18 protein-coding genes are annotated in these 18,218 nt (G+C 65.1%); 7 read left to right on the forward strand and 11 right to left on the reverse strand.

Going from position 1 to position 18,218, the window contains the following annotated elements:
* Positions 1-34: 34 nt before the first annotated feature.
* Genes SAB01S_RS02430 through SAB01S_RS02460 form a run of 7 tightly spaced genes read right to left on the reverse strand, consistent with a single transcriptional unit; the run spans position 35 to position 6,250 of the window.
* Entirely contained in the window at positions 35-643 is a 609-nt protein-coding gene (locus tag SAB01S_RS02430) for a LutC/YkgG family protein (RefSeq protein ID WP_062731562.1), read from the reverse strand.
* A complete protein-coding gene (locus SAB01S_RS02435) occupies positions 640-2,034 on the reverse strand; it encodes a lactate utilization protein B (RefSeq protein ID WP_062731563.1) in 1,395 nt (464 codons plus the stop codon). The genes SAB01S_RS02430 and SAB01S_RS02435 overlap by 4 nt, the downstream gene beginning before the upstream one ends.
* Positions 2,031-2,786: a (Fe-S)-binding protein gene (locus SAB01S_RS02440; protein WP_062731564.1), complete on the reverse strand. Its 756-nt coding sequence runs from the start codon at positions 2,784-2,786 to the stop codon at positions 2,031-2,033. Before SAB01S_RS02440 ends, SAB01S_RS02435 begins: the two co-directional genes overlap by 4 nt.
* A complete protein-coding gene (locus SAB01S_RS02445; protein ID WP_062731565.1) occupies positions 2,783-3,763 on the reverse strand; it encodes an alpha/beta hydrolase in 981 nt (326 codons plus the stop codon). The genes SAB01S_RS02440 and SAB01S_RS02445 overlap by 4 nt, the downstream gene beginning before the upstream one ends.
* A 2-nt stretch (positions 3,764-3,765) precedes the next feature.
* Positions 3,766-4,572 (reverse strand): rhamnogalacturonan acetylesterase, encoded by an 807-nt coding sequence (locus SAB01S_RS02450; RefSeq protein WP_062731566.1) that lies wholly within the window; start codon positions 4,570-4,572, stop codon positions 3,766-3,768.
* A gap of 26 nt (positions 4,573-4,598) precedes the next feature.
* Positions 4,599-5,363: an L-rhamnose 1-dehydrogenase Lra1 gene (gene lra1, locus SAB01S_RS02455; protein ID WP_062731567.1), complete on the reverse strand. Its 765-nt coding sequence runs from the start codon at positions 5,361-5,363 to the stop codon at positions 4,599-4,601.
* A 20-nt stretch (positions 5,364-5,383) separates the two neighbouring features.
* A complete protein-coding gene (locus SAB01S_RS02460) occupies positions 5,384-6,250 on the reverse strand; it encodes an IclR family transcriptional regulator (RefSeq protein ID WP_062731568.1) in 867 nt (288 codons plus the stop codon).
* 202 nt (positions 6,251-6,452) lie between these two features.
* Between SAB01S_RS02460 and rhmD the strand changes: the two genes are divergently transcribed.
* From rhmD to SAB01S_RS02495, 7 genes are all read left to right on the forward strand, one after another.
* Positions 6,453-7,637: an L-rhamnonate dehydratase gene (gene rhmD / locus SAB01S_RS02465; protein WP_062731763.1), complete on the forward strand. Its 1,185-nt coding sequence runs from the start codon at positions 6,453-6,455 to the stop codon at positions 7,635-7,637.
* Between the two features lie 24 nt (positions 7,638-7,661).
* Entirely contained in the window at positions 7,662-8,519 is an 858-nt protein-coding gene (locus SAB01S_RS02470; protein ID WP_062731569.1) for a 2,4-didehydro-3-deoxy-L-rhamnonate hydrolase, read from the forward strand.
* Complete coding sequence (locus tag SAB01S_RS02475) at positions 8,516-9,265, forward strand: SDR family NAD(P)-dependent oxidoreductase (RefSeq protein ID WP_062731570.1); 750 nt, start codon at positions 8,516-8,518, stop codon at positions 9,263-9,265. The genes SAB01S_RS02470 and SAB01S_RS02475 overlap by 4 nt, the downstream gene beginning before the upstream one ends.
* Positions 9,266-9,334: 69 nt before the next feature.
* Positions 9,335-10,237 (forward strand): amidohydrolase family protein, encoded by a 903-nt coding sequence (locus SAB01S_RS02480; protein WP_062731571.1) that lies wholly within the window; start codon positions 9,335-9,337, stop codon positions 10,235-10,237.
* Positions 10,234-11,298 (forward strand): L-rhamnose/proton symporter RhaT, encoded by a 1,065-nt coding sequence (gene rhaT / locus SAB01S_RS02485; RefSeq protein ID WP_062731572.1) that lies wholly within the window; start codon positions 10,234-10,236, stop codon positions 11,296-11,298. The genes SAB01S_RS02480 and rhaT overlap by 4 nt, the downstream gene beginning before the upstream one ends.
* Positions 11,295-12,338 (forward strand): glycoside hydrolase family 43 protein, encoded by a 1,044-nt coding sequence (locus SAB01S_RS02490; protein WP_062731573.1) that lies wholly within the window; start codon positions 11,295-11,297, stop codon positions 12,336-12,338. Before rhaT ends, SAB01S_RS02490 begins: the two co-directional genes overlap by 4 nt.
* Positions 12,325-13,143, forward strand: a complete 819-nt coding sequence (locus SAB01S_RS02495; protein WP_062731574.1) for an alpha/beta hydrolase — start codon at positions 12,325-12,327, stop codon at positions 13,141-13,143. The genes SAB01S_RS02490 and SAB01S_RS02495 overlap by 14 nt, the downstream gene beginning before the upstream one ends.
* A 7-nt stretch (positions 13,144-13,150) precedes the next feature.
* Here the strand turns inward: SAB01S_RS02495 and SAB01S_RS02500 are convergent, their stop codons facing one another.
* The 4 genes from SAB01S_RS02500 to SAB01S_RS02515 are packed head-to-tail and all read right to left on the reverse strand — an operon-like array spanning position 13,151 to position 17,946.
* A complete protein-coding gene (locus SAB01S_RS02500; protein WP_062731575.1) occupies positions 13,151-14,194 on the reverse strand; it encodes a LacI family DNA-binding transcriptional regulator in 1,044 nt (347 codons plus the stop codon).
* 48 nt (positions 14,195-14,242) lie between these two features.
* Entirely contained in the window at positions 14,243-15,214 is a 972-nt protein-coding gene (locus SAB01S_RS02505) for a glycoside hydrolase family protein (protein ID WP_062731576.1), read from the reverse strand.
* Positions 15,211-16,395, reverse strand: coding sequence for an SGNH/GDSL hydrolase family protein (locus SAB01S_RS02510; RefSeq protein ID WP_062731577.1), 1,185 nt, complete (start codon positions 16,393-16,395; stop codon positions 15,211-15,213). Before SAB01S_RS02510 ends, SAB01S_RS02505 begins: the two co-directional genes overlap by 4 nt.
* A gap of 21 nt (positions 16,396-16,416) precedes the next feature.
* Positions 16,417-17,946: an MFS transporter gene (locus tag SAB01S_RS02515; RefSeq protein WP_062731578.1), complete on the reverse strand. Its 1,530-nt coding sequence runs from the start codon at positions 17,944-17,946 to the stop codon at positions 16,417-16,419.
* Between the last annotated feature and the right edge of the window lie 272 nt (positions 17,947-18,218).

Genomic DNA, 18,218 nt, shown 5'->3' on the forward strand with positions numbered 1-18,218 from the left:
CCGTAATATGGAATGATGTCCTACGATGCGGTTGTTATCCACGCAAAAGAATGACGTGCAGGAAGCGGGGGCCGTGCGCGCCACGGACATAGGTGCCCTCGATATCGGTGGTGCCCGATACGCCGGTGATCCAATAATGGGCGCGCGGTTGCGTGCCGGGCAGAGGGGCGTCCTCCAGATAAGGGGCGATGTCGCGCGTCGCCAGCAGCACGATATGATGCAGGGCCAGGAAATTGGGCAGCATCGGTGCGGCCGGACTGGTTTCGAAGATGAGCGATCCGGTCTCGGCTATGCCGCGCCGCGCGATGGCGAGCGCGGCGACTTCAGCGGGGGCGGCAACGTCGTGCAGGGTGAAGCCACGCCAGTCGCAAGGATCAAGCCGCGGGTCGGGCGGCAGGCACAATGTGGGTGCTTCTCCCTGCGCATCCAGATAGCGGGCAATCGCCGCGGGCAGGTCAGCGATCGTGTCGATCGCGTCATGGCTGGCGCTGACGCTGGGGAGGGCAAGGCGGGCGAGAAATTCCGCCTCCAGCGCGGATTCGTCCACGGCCGGGCGTTCGGGTGCGACCAGCAACGCGGCGGCCTGTGCCGCATCGGGCGCTGCGCCTCTGAGCCGGCCAAGGATCGCGTCACGCGCATTCATGGGCGGCGTTCCTTGCGATATTGCGCCATGAAGCTGCTGGCGGCGGGCCGGGGCATGGCGCGATGCCGGGTCCAGCCGCCCGCCAGCGGCAGTGTCTCGATCCAGCCGCGCCGACCCAACAGCCGCATCGCGCGCAGGGCAAGGCCGGTGGCAAGGCGGTAGAGTGCCGGGCGACGCGCGACCCAGGCCCATAGGCCAAGGCCCATGCGCATGGAGGTCGGCTCCAGCCCTTCGCGCCAGCTTTTCTCGCGCCAGCCCTTCAGCAGGGTGGGGAGGGGGATGCGCACCGGGCAGACTTCCTGGCATTTGCCGTTGAGCGTGCAGGCCTGGACGAGGTCGCGATTGGGGGCGAGGCCATCGAGCGCGGGGGTCAACACGGCGCCCATGGGGCCGGGATAGGTGCCGCCATAGGCATGGCCGCCAATCTGGCGAAAAACGACGCAATGGTTCATGCACGCGCCACAGCGGATGCAGCGCAGCATGTCCGCCAGCCCCTCCTCACGCATATTCGTGCGGCCATTGTCGACCAGGACGATGTGCATTTCTTCCGGCCCGTCGCGGTCGTGCGCGCGTTTCGGGCCGGTATAGAAGGTCGTATATTGGGTGAGCGCCGCGCCGGTGGCGGAGCGCGCCAGCATCCGCAGCATATGGACGGCATGAGGCATGGACGGCACTATCTTTTCGATGCCCGCCGTCACGATATGCACGCGCGGCGGCACGAGCGAAAGTTCGGCATTGCCTTCATTGGTGACGGTGCATACCGCGCCGGTATCTGCGATGAGGAAGTTGGCGCCCGATATGCCGACATCCGCGCCCAGCATCTGTTCGCGCAGTTCGCGCCTGGCGCTTTCGGCCATGGCGGCGATGCTGTCTTCCTCGTGTGGCGTGCGATGCTTCGCCTTGAAAAGGGCTGACACCTGTTCGCGCGTCTTGTGCATCGCCGGCCAGATGATGTGCGAGGGGCGCTCGTCGGCCAGCTGGATGATATGTTCGGCAAGGTCGGTTTCGATCCGGCCGATGCCCGCCTCCGCCAGGGCATGCTGCAGGCCGATCTCCTCACCCAGCATGGATTTGGAGCGGGCGACATTTTTCGCGTTCGCCTTACGGCAGATGTCAACGACGATGCGACAGGCTTCGTCGGCGGTGGCGGCCCAGTGGACCTGCGCACCCGCCGCGATCGCATTGGCCTCGAACTGTTCGAGATAATGGCCCAGATGGGCGATGACATGATCCTTGATCGCGGCGGCGCGGGTTCGGGCGGCTTCGAAATCAGGGAAGGCTGCAACGGCAAGGGTGCGTTTTGCTTCCGCCGTGCCGGCGGTTCGTTCGACGGCTGTCTTGAGGGTGGAATCGGCCAGCGCGGCGGCGGCGCGGGTGTCGAACCCGCTCATGGCTCCTCCCCGATGGCGGGGCCATCGCCCATGCCGGCGATCAGTTCGATGGCGTGGAAGGCGCGCACCGTGCTGCCGTCACGATGCAGCTTGCCGGCCATGTTCATGAGGCAGCCCAGATCGCCGGCCAGCAGCAGGTCCGCGCCCGTGGCGTCGATGGCGTTGGCCTTTTCGCCGACGATGGCGTTGGAGATGGCGGGATATTTGACGCAGAAGGTGCCGCCAAAGCCGCAGCATGTTTCCTCGCCCGCCAGCGGCGCAAGCTTGAGGCCATCGACCGCCTTGAGCAGTCGCCGCGGCTGCGCCTTGATGCCCAGTTCGCGCAGCCCCGAACAGCTGTCATGATAGGTTGCGGTGGCATCTAAGCTGACGCCGTCGGGTTTCCAGCCCAGCACGTCGTCCAGATAGGCCATGACCTCGTGGGTTTTGGCGGCGACCGCCTGCGCACGGGGGAGCCATTGCGCGTCATCCGCGAAGATTTCGGGATAATGGCAGCGGATGGTGCCGGCGCAGGAGCCGGACGGGACAATGATGGCCGCATAAGGTTCGAGCGCTGCGATCGTCTGCTTCGCCAGCGCTGCGGCATGGTCGCGGTCGCCGCTGTTGAGTGCGGGCTGGCCGCAGCAGGTCTGGCCTTGCGGCACGATGACGTCGCATCCTGCCGCTTCGAGCGCGCGGATCGCGGCGAAGCCGATGCGCGGGCGCATCAGGTCGACCAGGCAGGTGACGAAGAGAGCGACCTGCTGCGTCACAGCCCATGTCGTTTCGCGAAGTTGACGAACAGTTCGGGCCAGGGCGCGGGGGCGGCGGGCGGCGCGACGAGGCCAAACCCATGGCCGCCGCTTTCGAACAGGTGACATTCGCTGGCGATGCCCCTGGCGCGCAAGGCGGCGAGCATGGCGAGACTGTTTTCCGGCGGGACGGCATCGTCGTCCAGCGCATGGGCGAGGAAGACGGGCGGAGTGCGATCGCTCACCTGCTGGTCGAGCGAGTAAGCGCGCATCCGCTGCGGCGAAGGGTCGGGGCCGAGCAACTGGGTGCGCGATCCGGCGTGGACGAACGGCCCCTCCATCAGAATGACGGGATAGAGATAGGCGGCGAGCGCGGCGGAGATCGGTTCGCGGTCAACCGCGTCGACGGGCCGATAGCTTTCGACGGGCGCTCGGCTGGTGAGCCAGGCGGCGAGATGGCCGCCGGCGGAAAAACCCATGACGCCGACACGGCCGGCATCGAATTTCTCGCGCGCGGCCAGGCTGCGCACGACGCGCAATGCCCGCTGCGCGTCCTGCAGCGGGGCTTCCGGGCCGGCCGCCCAATTGTCGGCAGGCAGGCGATAGAGCAGAACGAAGCAGACATAGCCGGCCTGGGCGAAGCGGCGGGCGATGGCATAGCCTTCATGACCGATCGCAACGCGGCTGTAGCCGCCGCCGGGAAGCAGCAGCATGGCCGCGCCATTGGGTTTCGCTCCCACCGCCTCGGGCCGCAACATGGTGAGCGTGGGCGTCACGATATGAGCGAAGACGCCGTCGTCCGGCCCGCTGTCTGGACGGCGCAGCGTTTCAACTTCCCGCACCGTCACCTTCTCGCCGCCGGGTGCCTTGCCCGGCCAGATCGGGAACCGGGTAAAGCCTTTGGGCAGCGGGAAACTTTGCGCCAACGCTGGGGTGGAGGACAGGGCAGCGCCGGCAAGCGCGCCGGCCATCAGGGTGCGGCGGTCGAAATCGGGCATGGTCACTGGCACTCCGTGCGGCCGAGCGGGGTGGTGCGAGTCAGCGCGGGACGCGACGCGAGCACCTTGGCGGATATGGGCAGGTTCAACGCCTTGAGGCCTCCGGCGACGAGGTCGGCGACCTGCCGCGCGCCCAGTTCGCTGAAATGCGTATCGTCATCGACGCCCTTGGGGAAGCCGGGGGCATGGTCCTGCGGGCTGTAGTGAAGATAATAGGCTTTCGATCCGTCGCGCCCGGCGAGATCGACCCAGGCACGGGAAAGCGATTCAAGATCGATCAGCGGCGTGTCGGTGCTGGCCGCCAGTTCGCGCACCACCGCGCTATAGTCGGCGAAATCCGCCTTCGCCCGCCCGTCCGCCGCGAAACTACGGCGTGCGACGGGCGTGAGGAGCACCGGATGGCCGCCGGCGATCCGCACGTCCCAGATGAAGCGCAGCAGATTGTCGCGATAATCAGTGCGGGCCGGTGCCCATCGCGCGGGCTTGGCGCGATAGGCGTCGTTATGCCCGAACTGGATGAGCACAGTGTCGCCCGGCATCAGGTCGGCCAGCACTGCCTGCCACCGTCCTTCGCCAAGGAAAGTGCGGGTGGAGCGGCCGCCCATCGCATGGTTGAGCACCCGGACGTCAGGCGTCAGGCCGCATTGCAGCATCTGGCCCCAGCCGGTCTGCGGATAGCGATCGCCTGTGTAGGCGGAGGCCGTCGAATCACCCGCGATCAGGATGGTGTCGCCAGGCCGCGTGGCCTGCGCGGGCAGGGGCGCGAGCAGGGCCACGAGGGCGATGACGGCTTTCCGGGCGATCTTCATGCTGCGATCTTTTCCACCGATGCGAGTTACTGCAAATTCACATACATGCCGCCATCGACCAGCAGCGCCGCGCCGGTGACATAGGCGGCCATGTCGGACGCGAGGAAGACGATCGGCCCGGCCAGGTCTTCGGGCGCGCCAAGGCGACCGAGCGGCGTGCGCTTTTCCATATATTCGCGCTTTTCCTGGTCGGCGAGGTCATCCTTGTTGATTTCGGTCAGGATGGTGCCGGGCAGGACGCTGTTGCAGCGAATGCCATGCTTGCCGAGCGCGATCGCCGTGGACTGCATCAGCGAATGCACGCCCGCCTTGGTCGGCGTATAGTGGGTCTGATATTCGCCGCCGACCAGCGCCGAAATGGACGACACGGCGACGATCGAACCGCCATGCCCTTGTTTGACCATCTGCTGCGCAGCCGCCTGCACCATGAAATAGGCGCCATGCAGGTTCACCTTGAAGGTGCGCTCGACCACCTCGACCGGCATGTCGAGAAAGGCATGGAAGGGGCAGATGCCCGCATTGCTGACCATCACATCGACCTTGCCGAAGGTTTCGACGGCCTTTGCCACGAAGTCCTGCGCGGTCTGCGGATCGGCGACATCGCCCTTCACCGCGATGGCGCGCTGGCCCAGCGCCTTGATCTCCGTAACGCAGCTTTGCGCGGGACCGTCGCTATGCGCATAATTGATCGCCACGTCGGCACCATGCTGCGCAGCGCCGATGGCGGCGGCGCGGCCGATGCCGGTCGATGCGCCGGTGACGAGGACGGTCTTGCCTTCAAGCAGCTTCATGGGGAGCATTTCCTTGACTGTTAGCGCCGCGCCGGGCGGCGGGGGGATTTGATGCCGGGGGTCCAGCCCAGGTCGGCACTGACTTTCTGCGCGGTGGCGCGGACATCTTCGGTCAGCATGTCCATCCGCGCGTCGTCCATATATTGCGCCGCGCTCGACAGGCTGATGGCCGCGACGATCGCGCCCGACGCATCGCGGATGGGGGCGGCGACGCAGCGTATCTGATCCTCATTTTCCTCGAGGTCGAAGGCTCGGCCCTCGGCGGCATAGCCGCGCATGCGTTCGACCCACAGGTCATAGTCGATCGGATGGGTGCCGGCCGCCTGATCTGCGTCGAACAGGCGTCGCCAATTGGCTTCGGGATCATCGAGCAGCAGCGCCTTGCCAAGGCCGGTCGAGGTGAGCGGCTGACGATCGCCGATGCGGCTGGAGATTTCGACCCGGCGGCGTCCGGGTATCTTGTCGAGATAGAGGGCATGGTCGCTGTCGAGGCGGCCGAGATGCACGACATCCTCGCTCGCGGCGGCGAGCGCTTCAAGATGGGGACGAGCGATCTGCACCACGTCGGTCTGGCTTTGCGCGAGGAAACCGAGCTGCAACAGCTTTGGCCCCAGTTGATAGCCTTCGCGCGGCAGGAAGGTCAGAAAGCCGCGATCGACAAGCGCATTGGCGAGCCGGTGGGTGGTCGATCGGGTGAGGCCCATGCGTTCGGAGAGGTCGGCAAGCCTGACCGGACCGTCGATCACCTGGTCCAGCAGATCGAGCCCACGTTGCAGCGTCTGCGATCCCGAAGCGCGCGTCGGTTCGGCCCTTTCGCTGCCGTCCGCCATGATCTTTCGCCCTCCCGCCTTTTGTCCCGATTCAGGGTTTGACGAATTTTGTCTCATCTACTAACACTCTATCCCACAAAATGAGAAAAACAAGGGTGAAGGAGGGGCCGACATGATTCTTCTCGATCGCGCCAGACCCTCTTGCTCGCTCAGCTTGCGGCGAGTTCGCCCGTTTTTGCAATGAATTGCCGCACCGGCCCGGGCGATCGGGCGGCGCGCCGGTATCAACTGGGGTTCAAGGAGTGACTGCGTGCCGATCGTGAGCTTGCCGAAGATCAAACATGTCCGGGCCTTTACCGTGCGCGGGGGCGGCGCGGATTATCATGACCAGGGCGACGGCCACTGGATCGACGATCACATTGCGACGCCGATGTCGCGCTATCCCGAATACCGCCAGTCACGGCAGAGCTTCGGCATCAATGTGCTGGGCACATTGGTGGTCGAGATCGAGGCGGAGGACGGCACCGTCGGCTTCGCTGTCACCACCGGCGGCGAACCGGCCGCCTATATCGTCGAAAAGCATCTCGCCCGCTTCCTGGAGGGCCGCGCGCCCACCGATTACGAGAAGATCTGGGACCAGATGTATTTTTCGACTCAATATTATGGGCGCAAGGGATTGGTGGTGAACGCCATCTCTGGCGTCGACCTGGCGCTGTGGGATTTGCTGGGCAAGCTGCGGCAGGAGCCGGTCTATCACCTGCTGGGCGGCGCCGTGCGCGACGAACTGCAATTCTACGCCACGGGCGCGCGGCCGGACAAGGCAAAGGAATTCGGTTTCATCGGCGGCAAGATGCCGCTGCACCATGGCCCGGCCGAAGGCATCGAGGGCTTGAAGAAGAATATCGTCGAACTGGCCGACATGCGCTCGAAGGTCGGCGATGATTTCTGGCTGATGTGGGATTGCTGGATGGCGCTGGACGTCGACTATGCGACCCGCCTCGCCATCGCCGCGCACGATCTGGGCCTCAAATGGATCGAGGAGGCGATCAGCCCCGACGATTATTGGGGCTATCAACAGCTCAAGCGCAACGTGCCCAAGGGGATGCTGGTGACGACCGGCGAGCATGAGGCGACCCGCTGGGGCTTTCGCATGCTGATGGAGATGGATTGCTGCGACATCATCCAGCCCGATGTCGGCTGGTGCGGCGGCGTGACCGAATTGCTCAAGATCAGCGCGCTTGCCGACGCCCATGGCAAGATGGTCGTGCCGCACGGATCGTCGGTCTACAGCTACCACTTCGTTATCACCCGGCATAATTCGCCCTTCGCCGAGTTTCTGATGATGCACCCGGGGCCGACGGAAGTGGTGCCGATGTTCCACCCCCAATTGCTGGGCGAGCCGGTGCCGGAGAATGGCCGGATGAAGGTGAGCGCGCTCGACAAGCCGGGCTTTGGCGTCGACCTCAACCCCGACATCGCGATGCACCGTCCCTATACTCATTGATCCGACAGAAGAGAGATTGACCCCATGAAATTCTGCCGTTTTGGCCAGCGTGGCCAGGAAAAGCCCGGTATTATCGATGCCGATGGCAAGATCCGCGACTTGTCTGGCGTGGTGCCCGAACTGACGATCGAAGCGCTGGCCGCCGCGAAGGGCGCGGATGTCGCTTCGCTCCCGGTGGTCGAGGGTGAACCGCGCTATGGCGTGCCGGTCAAGGGCATCGGCAAGATCGTCGCCATCGGCCTCAATTATGAGGACCATGCGATTGAATCGAACCTGCCGATCCCGACCGAGCCGATGATGTTCATGAAGGCGCTGTCCTCGCTCAACGGACCCAATGACGAAGTCGTGCTGCCGAAGAACAGCACCCATGGCGATTGGGAAGTCGAACTGGGCGTGGTGATCGGCGAAACCTGCCGCTTCGTGCCCGAGGATGAGGCCTTGTCGAAGGTGGCGGGCTATGTCCTCGTCAACGACGTGTCGGAGCGCTTCAACCAGAAGCAGCGCGGCACGCAATGGTCCAAGGGCAAGGGGCATGACACTTTCTGCCCGGTCGGCCCCTGGCTGGTGACGCCCGATGAAGTGGCCGATCCGCAGAACCTGGACATGTATCTCGACATCAATGGCGAGCGCATGCAGACCGGCAATACGAAGACGATGATCTTCAACATTGCCCAGCTCATTTCCTATGTCAGCGAATATATCACGCTTTATCCCGGCGACCTGATGATCACCGGCACCCCGCCGGGCGTGGGCGAGGGCAAGAAGCCCAATGCCATCTACCTGAAGGCCGGCGACGTCATGGAACTGGGCATCGAGAAGCTGGGCACGCAGCGCCAGATGGTATCGGAATGGCGCCACCTGGGCGACGCGGTGCTTGGATGAGCGTGTGGTCCGGACGATTTGACGGTCGCACCGCGATCGTCACCGGCGGCGCATCGGGCCTGGGAAAACAGGTCGCCGCGCGCATCATTGCCGAAGGCGGTACGGTCGCGCTGTGGGATCTGAACGGCGATGCGCTGGCGGCCACGCAGGCGGAGATCGGCGCGGCGCATGTCGCGGCGCTCGACGTGTCGGATCACGCCGCCGTCGCCGCCGCGGCGAAGGACAGCGCGGCAGCATTGGGCAGGGTTGATATATTGGTCTGCTCGGCCGGCATTACCGGCGCGACCGCGACGGCATGGGAGTATCCGGTCGACAGTTTCCAGCGGGTGATCGACATCAACCTGAATGGCCTGTTCTACTGCAACCGCGAAGTCGTGCCGTTCATGCTCGAAAATGGCTATGGCCGGATCGTGAACCTCGCCTCGGTCGCGGGCAAGGAGGGCAATCCCAACGCCAGCGCCTATTCCGCCAGCAAGGCGGGCGTGATCGGCTTCACCAAGAGCCTTGGCAAGGAACTGGCGGGTAAGGGCATCATTGCCAATGCGCTGACCCCCGCGACCTTCGAAAGCCCGATCCTCGCCCAGCTGCCCCAGAGCCAGGTCGATTATATGCGATCGAAAATTCCGATGGGGCGCCTTGGCCTGGTCGAGGAATCGGCGGCGATGGTCTGTTTCATGGCCAGCGAGGAATGCAGCTTCACCACAGCGTCGACCTTCGACACGTCGGGGGGGCGCACGACCTTCTGAATTGCAAAGCCACGCGGCGCGACCGGCCGGAAGAGCCGGGGCGCCGCATGTCCATGACGGGAGAGGCAGATGATCCCCTTTGTCGATGCGCATATCCATCTGTGGGACCTGAACAACATCCGCTATGACTGGCTGAGCCCGCCCTTTTCGGATGACGGCCCGAACGGCAGTGTCGAGCCAATCGCGCGTGATTATGGCGTCGCCGATTATCGCACTGACCTCGCCCGCTGGAATGTCGTGGGCGCGGTGCATGTCGACGCGGGTGCGGCGGCGGAAAGCGCACTGCGCGAGACGCAGTGGCTGGAGGGGCTGGCGCAGATCGAAGGCCTGCCGACCGGCATCGTCGCCTTTGCCGCGCTTAACGATCCGAACGTCGACGGACTGCTGGCCGCGCAGGCGGCGCATCCGCGCGTCAGGGGTATTCGCCATATCGTCAACTGGCATGGCGACCCCAATCGCAGCTACACACCCACCGATCTGACGCGCGATCCGCTCTGGCAGGCGGGCTATGCACTGCTGGCGAACCATGGCCTGTCCTTCGACCTGCAATGCTATCCGGGGCAAATGCCGGGCCTTGTCCCGCTGATCGAGCGGCATCCCGACATTCCCGTCATCATCAATCATATGGGCATGCCGGTGCTGACCGATGCCGATGGCCTTGCGGACTGGCGCGCGGGCATGAAGGCGCTCAGCCGCCTGCCCCATGTCGCGGTCAAGCTGTCTGGCATGGGCTTCATTCGCCGCGACTGGAGCCGCGAGACGATCGGGCATCTGGTGCGCGAGACGGTCGACCTGTTCGGCGTCGAACGCTGCGCCTTTGCCAGCGATACGCCGACCGACAAGCTATTCGGCTCGATCGACCGCTACATGGAAACCTACCACGCCATCGTCGCGGATTTGCCGGAAGCCGACCGCCGCGCCTTGTTCGGCGGCAACGCCAATCGCCTCTATCGCCTGGGACTTGACCTATGACCCCCAATCCGCTGCTCGGCGTGCTGTTTCACTGGCTGGGCGGTTTCGCCTCGGCCAGCTTCTATGTGCCCTTTCGCGGCGTCAAACGCTGGAACTGGGAAATTTTCTGGCTGACCGGCGGGCTCTTTTCCTGGGTGATCGCGCCTTGGTTCTTCGCTGCGCTTCAAACCAACGATCTGCTGGGGGTGATGGGCCGCGTGCCGTCCACCGTCATGGGTTGGTGTATATTCTTCGGCTTTCTTTGGGGCTTTGGCGGCCTCACTTATGGCCTTACCATGCGGTATCTGGGCCTGTCGCTGGGCATGGCGGTAGTGCTGGGTCTGTGCACGGTCTTTGGTACGCTGATCCCGCCGATATTCGACGGTACGTTCATGCGCGACATTGCCGGCACTACGCACGGGCAGATCGTGCTGCTGGGCCTTGCCGTGACGCTGGCCGGGATCATCGTCGTCGCGCGCGCCGGCGCGCGCAAGGATGAAGCCCTGTCCCCGTCGCAAAAGGCCACCGCCGTGGCCGAATTCGATTTCAAAAAGGGCATCGCCGTTGCGGTCTTTTCCGGCATCATGTCGAGCTGCTTTGCCTTTGGACTTGCGGCGGGTGAGCCGGTGAAGGCGCTGTCCGCCGCCGCCGGCACGGGTCCGCTGTGGACCGGTCTGCCCACGCTCTGCCTCGTGATGTTCGGCGGCCTGATCACCAATGCGCTCTGGTGCGCGTGGCTGATCGCCCGGAACAGGTCGGCCCGGCAGTGGCTCGGCGCGCCCGATGGGAGCGGCCAGCGGCCATCGCTGTTGCCCAATTTCCTGCTCTGCGCGCTCGCGGGCACCGCCTGGTATTTCCAGTTCTTCTTCTACACCATGGGCGAAAGCCAGATGGGTCGCTTCGGCTTTTCCAGCTGGACGCTGCACATGGCGTCGATCATCATCTTCGGCACCTGCTGGGGCTTTGCCTTTCGCGAATGGAAGGATGCGGCACCTGCCATCCGCCGCATGGTGTGGAGCGGCGTGGGCCTGTTGATCCTGGCGACGATCATCATCGGCTATGGCAACAGGCTGGCGCTATGATGCGCTGGACGCTCGCTGCCGCTTTGCTGCTGGGCTTTTCCGCGCCGGCGGTAGCCGATGCGCCATTGTTGACGTCGCACCTGCGCATCCACGATCCCTGGGTGGTGGCGGAAGAGACGAGCCGGACCTACTGGCTGTTTTCGAAGAATGACCCGGCGGTGACGGGCGACGGGCGCGTGGGCATTATGGCCTATGCCAGCGGCGACCTGGCACATTGGGAAAAGCCCCGGCTGGTGTTCGCCATGCCGCGGGACAGTTGGGCCGACGATGGCGGTTGGGCGCCCGAAGTGCATCGCTGGAAGGGCCGCTGGTATCTGTTCGCGACTTTTCACAACGAAAGAGCGGTCCTGCCGTCCAGGTCCGGGCGCCCGTTATATCGGCGCGCGACGCTGCTGGCGGTGGCCGACCGGATTGACGGGCCTTATGCCCTTATCAATCGCGGGGAGCCGCCGACGCCCGCGGACGCGATGACGCTGGACGGCACTTTGCACGTCGATGCGGCGGGCAAGCCGTGGATGGTCTATGCGCATGAATGGCTGCAATTGGGCGTCGGCACGATCGAGGGGCTGCCGCTGAAGGGCGACCTGTCGCCTGCCGGCAAGCCGCGCGTCCTGTTCCGCGCTGACGCTGGCGACTGGGTGGTGGGGCAGAAGCAGCCCGAAGGCGATACCGGCTATGTCACCGACGGGCCGGAATTGTTCCGCACGAAGACGGGCACGCTGCTGATGCTCTGGTCCAGCTGGGGTAAGGACGGTTATGTCCAGGCGCAGGCGCGATCGACCAGCGGGACGCTGGCGGGGCCGTGGGAGCAATTGGGGCCACTGATCGAACGGGACAGCGGGCACGGTATGCTGTTCCACGCTTTTGATGGGCGGCTGATGCTGGTGTTGCACCGACCGTTCAAGCGGGCCTTGGCGAAATTCTATGAAATGCGCGATGCGGGCGACCGGCTGGAGGTGGTGCGCGAAGCGGTTGAACTGGATGGCGAGGCCTATCCCACCCATGGCTGCCCGATGGAGGCGCGCGATGCTGGCTGCTGATCTGGTCTGGCCGCTGCACGGCGCGGCAAGCGGCGCATTCACGCTGGAGGACGATGCCGCGACACCCGAGGCGGCGGTCGTCAGCGCGGTCGAACGACCTGTGCTGCTTGGCTATGCGCCCGATCACCCCAATGGCCGGGCGATGCTTGTGCTGGGCGGGGGCGGCTATACCGCGCTGATGGCGGGACGGGAGGGCGTGCAGGTCGCGCGCTGGCTGAATGGCCTTGGCTATCATGCCTTCGTCCTGATCCACCGCTTTCCCCATGCCGGGACCGGGCCGGCTGCCCCGTTGGACGACGCAATGGCGGCGATGGCGCTGATCCGTCGCAGCGGCCTTGCCGATCGGGGGCTGGGCGTCGTCGGATTATCGTCAGGTGGTCATCTCGCTGCCTGCCTGGCCGCCACTTACCCGGCCGGATGGGGGACAGCCGAACCACAGCGGCCCGACATCATGGTAATCGGTTATGCACCTATTTCCACCAATGCCAGCGGGCGGACGATCATCGCCGACAAGCCGCCGCTGCCGCCGGCGGAAAAGCAGGCGCTGTACGATGCGTTGCAGCCCGACGCACAATTGCGGCCCGGCCCACCGCCTGCCTTCATCGTCTATGCCGGCAATGATCGGGTAGTGCCGGTGGACAATGCGCATCGTCTCGCGGAGGCATGGCGCGATGCGGGCGGGAGCGCGGAACTTCATGTCTTTGCCGATGCGCCGCATGGCTTTGCGCTCGATACGCAAGACCTGCCGGTGTCGCTCTGGCCGCGCCTGTGCGAAGCCTGGTTGCGCCAGCAAGGATTTCTGTGATCTGGGATCAGTGTCGCGCAGGCACGGCGTCGGACTGGCGGCGGATAAGCTGATAGTCGAGTTTTACCGCGGCAATGCTGTCCCCGCTGCCCTCGTCCTGGCTGCGAAACCGCATGGCGAGGAGGCCGATCGCTTCGCGGCTCATGTCGCGGATGGGCTGGCGAATAGTCGTCAGCGCGGGCCAGATGGCGCTGGCGAGCGGGGTGTCATCGAAACCGCAGATGCTGATGTCGCCCGGCACGTTCAGCCTGCGCTGATGCGCGACGGTGATGGCGGCGGCCGCCATATCGTCATTGCAGGCGAAGATCGCGGTGGGTGGCGTTGCAAGGCCAAGCAGATGTTCGGCCGCGTCCAGTCCTGAGCGGAAAGAAAAGTCGCCAGCCGCCACCAGCGCGTCGTCGACCGCGATGCCATGATCCGTCAGACAGTCGCGAAAGCCCTGAAGCCGCCGGGCGCTGGCGCGGTGACGGGGATTGCCTTCGATGAAGCCGATGCGCCTGTGGCCAAGGTCGATCAGGTGGCGGGCAAGATCATAGGCGGCATGCCGGTCGTCCGTGCCGACCGACAGCCGGTCCGGGCCGTCCCTGTCGGGTGCGATCGCCACCACGGCGATGTCGCGCTGGGTCAGAAGATCAACCAATTCCGACCAGTCGCACAGGGGCGGAGGCAGGATCACCCCGGCGACATGCGCCTGCGCGACCTGATCGACCACTTCCTGTGCGAAGGCGCCGGGCGCACATTGTTCGACTACCAGGTGCAAGTGACGCTGGGGCGCTTCAGCCAGGGCGCCGAGCAATAATTCGCCCAGATAGGCCGATGTGGTGCTGTTGCTGTGGAGCAGGGCAACGCGGCGGTCAGCGCTGCCCGCCAATGCACGCGCGGATGCGTTGGGAACATAGCCCAGCGCCTCGACCGCGCGCGCCACGGCCTGCCGAGCGCTGGGGCTGACCAGCGCCTTGCCGTTTATGGCGCGCGATGCGGTCATCACCGATACGCCGGCGCGGGCGGCGACATCCTTGATCGTGGGCGGCTTGCGGTCGTTTCTCTGCATCGTGACCGACCCTTAGCCATTTTGCGGGCAAAGGAAAATCGGCGCTGATCAGGGTTTCAGCCGGATCGTGACGGGCGCGTTGCGATCGACGCTGATGACGCCATCCTTTTCCTGAAGCTCAGCGATCTGGATGACGGACCGGCGATGCCATTCCGGGTCCGATTTCGCCTCATCCTCGCCATCCTGATGGACAAAGTAGAGGATATAGGCCCGGTCGCCCGCGACGACGATGTCGGGATGCTGCCCCTTGGCGCGGTCGGTGGGGAAACGACCCGACGTGCCCAGAATATGGCCGGGCTGCGTGATCCAGCTGTCGCCGTCATCGTCGGATCGCATGACCAGCAGCCCTTTCCAGGCGTCGGAGATCAGCCAGGTGCGTCCCTTCCAACGAAAGGCCTTGGGGCCTTCGCCCGGTGTCTGCGTCAGCCGCTTGCCAACGGTCCACTGGACAAGGTCGGGGCTGTCGGCGGTAACGATCGCCTTATTCTGTCGCTCGTCATTGAAGAAGAGGCGGTAGCCACCGCCCGGCAAAGCCAGCACGCTGGCGTCGATCACGCGGTCGGAGCCAAGGTCGAGCCGTTCGCCGCAGGTCCACGCCTTGAGGTCCGGGCTGGTCAGGTGGACGATGAAGCGCGGCGCGTTCCAATCGCGAAAGACGCCGGGTACGACCGTCAGCCACATATGCCACTGGCCCGCCAGCCATTGCACGTCGGGCGCCCACAAGGTCGGGCCGGTGCAGCTTTGAGGAATATCGGCCGTGCCGGCATAGCGCCAATGCGCGCCATTCTGCGACCGCGCGGTGCCGATCGCGGTGCCATGCACCCAGCGCACGTCCTTCTCGTCCGCGCGGGGCAGGTCGGCACGGCGATTGGTGTAGAACATCACCCATTCGCCCGTCGCCTGGTCATAGACGGTCGATGCGTCTGCCGCGCCGTCATGTACCGGGTCGCGATAGAGCGGCTTTGGGGCGACCGGCGCGGCGGCGGTCGCCATCGCCATCAGCAGCAGCGACGCCATCATCGCAGCAGGGCCAGATCGATGGCATCGGCCATGACGGCAAAGCCCGCATCATTGGGATGCAGGGCATCGCCCACATCATAGGGCTTGGCCATGCGCGCGGGGTCGGCCGGATCGGCCACCGCCTTGGCGAGATCGACATATCCGTCAGCCTCACGGGTGGTGCGGATCCAGTTATTGACGGCAACGCGCGTCGCCTCCCCCTGTTCGCTCCAATAGCCCGCGCCTTTATAGGGCAGGATGGTGGCGAGGATCACCTTGACGCCGCGACTATGGGCGCGGGCGATCATCTGGCGATAGGCGCCGATGATGGTCGCGGGTGGCAGCATGGGGCGCTGTTCGCGCGCTGCGGCGCCCAGGTCATTGACGCCTTCCAAGATGATGACATGGCTGACCCCTGGCACCGCCAGCACATCGCTGTCGAAGCGGGCAAGGGCGTTATACCCATCGGCCTCCGATAGCAGTCGGTTGGCGCTGATGCCGGCATTGGCAACGCCGGTCAGCGTCATGCCGGCCTTTTGCAACCGCTCCGCCAGCAGGTCGGGCCAGCGGCGATTGCTGTCGGGCGTCGCGCGCACGCCGTCGGTTATGGAATCGCCCAGCGTGACGATGGTGCGGGCGGGCTTGCGGTTTTCGACCTCGACGCCGGTGATGATGACGCGCGGACCCAGCGTGGTCGTGTTGGTCATGCGTGGCGCGGCGGTCTGATCCCCCGGCGCGGTCCAGCCGGTTGCGGCCGAATAGCTGTGTACCGTGGCGTCCGGCGCGCCCTGGGGCAGGTGAATGCTGATGGTGAGGCGGGTCAGCGGCTTCACCGGCATCGCGATCGGGTCGCTCAGGAGCGGCGCGCGGGCAGGGATGGTCGCGCCCTGCTCGCTGTTGAAGGTGACGACGCGATCGGTGCCAGGCAATATTTCGCCATCGGTGCCGGCCAGCGCGACATGAACCGCGCCCAGCAGCAACGGCTGCGTCGACATCTCGTTGGACAGGCGCAGCCGGATGCGGGTCCCTCCGGTCGACATGCGCACCACCTGGCGCGACGTGCGATTGCCAAGGTCAGGGCGTTTTTCGGGTGGCGTGCGGGACACCAGGGGCGCCGCCATCCAGCTGCGGGACCAGCTTTGCGCTTGGGCGGGCGCAGCAGATATGGCCAGCAGCAGGCCGATGGACAGAAGGCTGCGCATCCTCAATTTCTCCCTTTTCCTCTATCGCGTGGCGGCGCCCGCGACCGGGTTGTTGCCCCACAGCTGATCATAGCGCCAGCCCGACAGATCCTCCACCACCGCGCCGGCGGCCGGGGTGCTGGGCGTGCGCGCACCGCTGCGTAGATGTTCGATTTCATGCATCAATATATCGTGCGTGGCGGGGCTGAGGCGAAAACGGGTGGAGACATATATCCCCGCCGACAGGCAGCCGACCGTACCGACGCCCAGCAACAGCGCCATCGTCAGGATCGCCTGGTCGCTCTGCACCTGCGCGCCCGATATGAAGCCGCCTGCCTGCATGATGAAGCCCACGCCCGCGACCGCGGCGGCCTGCGTCGCCTTGCGCACGAAGGTCATGACGCCGGCAAAGCTGCCCTCGCGCCGCTGGCCGGTGACGATTTCATCGACGTCGGCCATGTAGTTGTATGTTGCCCAGGGAATATAGTTAAGCGCACCGCGGCCCAGTCCCGACAAAATGATCGGCAACCAGATCCAGGGCGAGGTCGCCGGCACGCCCAGCAGCCACAGCCCGACCAGGGCCAGCACGCCAACCGCGAAATCCGCCGCCGCGACCTGATAGGCACGCGATGGGGACGCGCGCAGCGCCAGGTTGATGGCGATGATCACCGCCACGAACTGGACGATATACATGGTGCCGAGCAGCCCCGAAGCGATGGCGGTGGAACCTGCCAGCGCGAAGATCACGAAGAAGGTGAAGGCAGCGTTGAAAATATCCTGGCTGATATAGCCGCCCAGATACATGCCCAGATGCAGGCGGAAGGCGCGGATGCGCATGGTGGAAAAGAGATTGCGGTAAAGCGCTTTCAGAGCCTGACCCGGTCCGCCGGCCGTGCGCGGGCCGGCCCGCGCCACAGCGGCGGCTTCGGCGGGAAGATGCCGTTCCCAGCTGAATGCGTAAAGCAGGCCCGCCGTGGCCATGAACAGGATGGCGAAGATGATGCCCATGTAGAAAAAGGTGTCGGCGCTGTCGCGGCCCAGCGCCTCGATCAGCCAGAGCGGCAGGAAACCGGCAAGAATGGCGGACGCCTGACCGAAGAGGATTCGCGACCCCGCAAATTTCGCCTTCGTCCGATAGTCGCTCGACATTTCGGCCGCCAATGTCTCGAACGGGATGATCTCCATTGCGTAGACCAGTTCGAACAGCACATAGCTCACCAGATAATACCAGAAGCCTTGTCCGGGCAGCCACATCAACGCGAAGCTGGGCAGCAGGGGAATGGCCGCGAGGATGAAGAAGCGGCGACGGCCGAAGCGCTGGCCGAGCCATGTGCCCCCGAAATGATCGGAGATATAGCCGATCATCGGCGAAGCGAAGGCGTCAAGGATGCGCGCGACCGCGAAGATGGTGGCCGCCTGTCCGGCGGACAGGCCGCAAAATTGCGTGTAGAAGATCAACACCCAGCCTGAAATGACCGCCATCGACCCGGCGCCCAGCACGTCGTTGGAGCCATAGGCGAGATAATTGTGCAGGCGGACCGGTCGTGCGGCGGGTGGGGCTATATCGGGCAATGGGCATCCTCCGCCTGGTCTGACTGGCCCCAATGGCTCGCGACTTTTCCTATCGCCACCGGGCTGGAATGGCAGGCAGCTTCGGGTGCGCTGCGTGCCACATTGTGAACATCTATGATATTATGTGAGATTCATGCAAGGCGCAAGCGCGAGGCACGGTGCGAGACAGTGGTTCCGCCTGGAAACAGGAAGCGCCGCCAGCATCGACATGCCGGCGGCGCCCTTCAGCAGACAGCGGCGAACGAACGGTCCTTCCATCTCCCATTCGTCCT

The organism is Sphingobium abikonense NBRC 16140 (genome assembly GCF_001598335.1).
Taxonomy (GTDB): Bacteria; Pseudomonadota; Alphaproteobacteria; order Sphingomonadales; family Sphingomonadaceae; genus Sphingobium; species Sphingobium abikonense.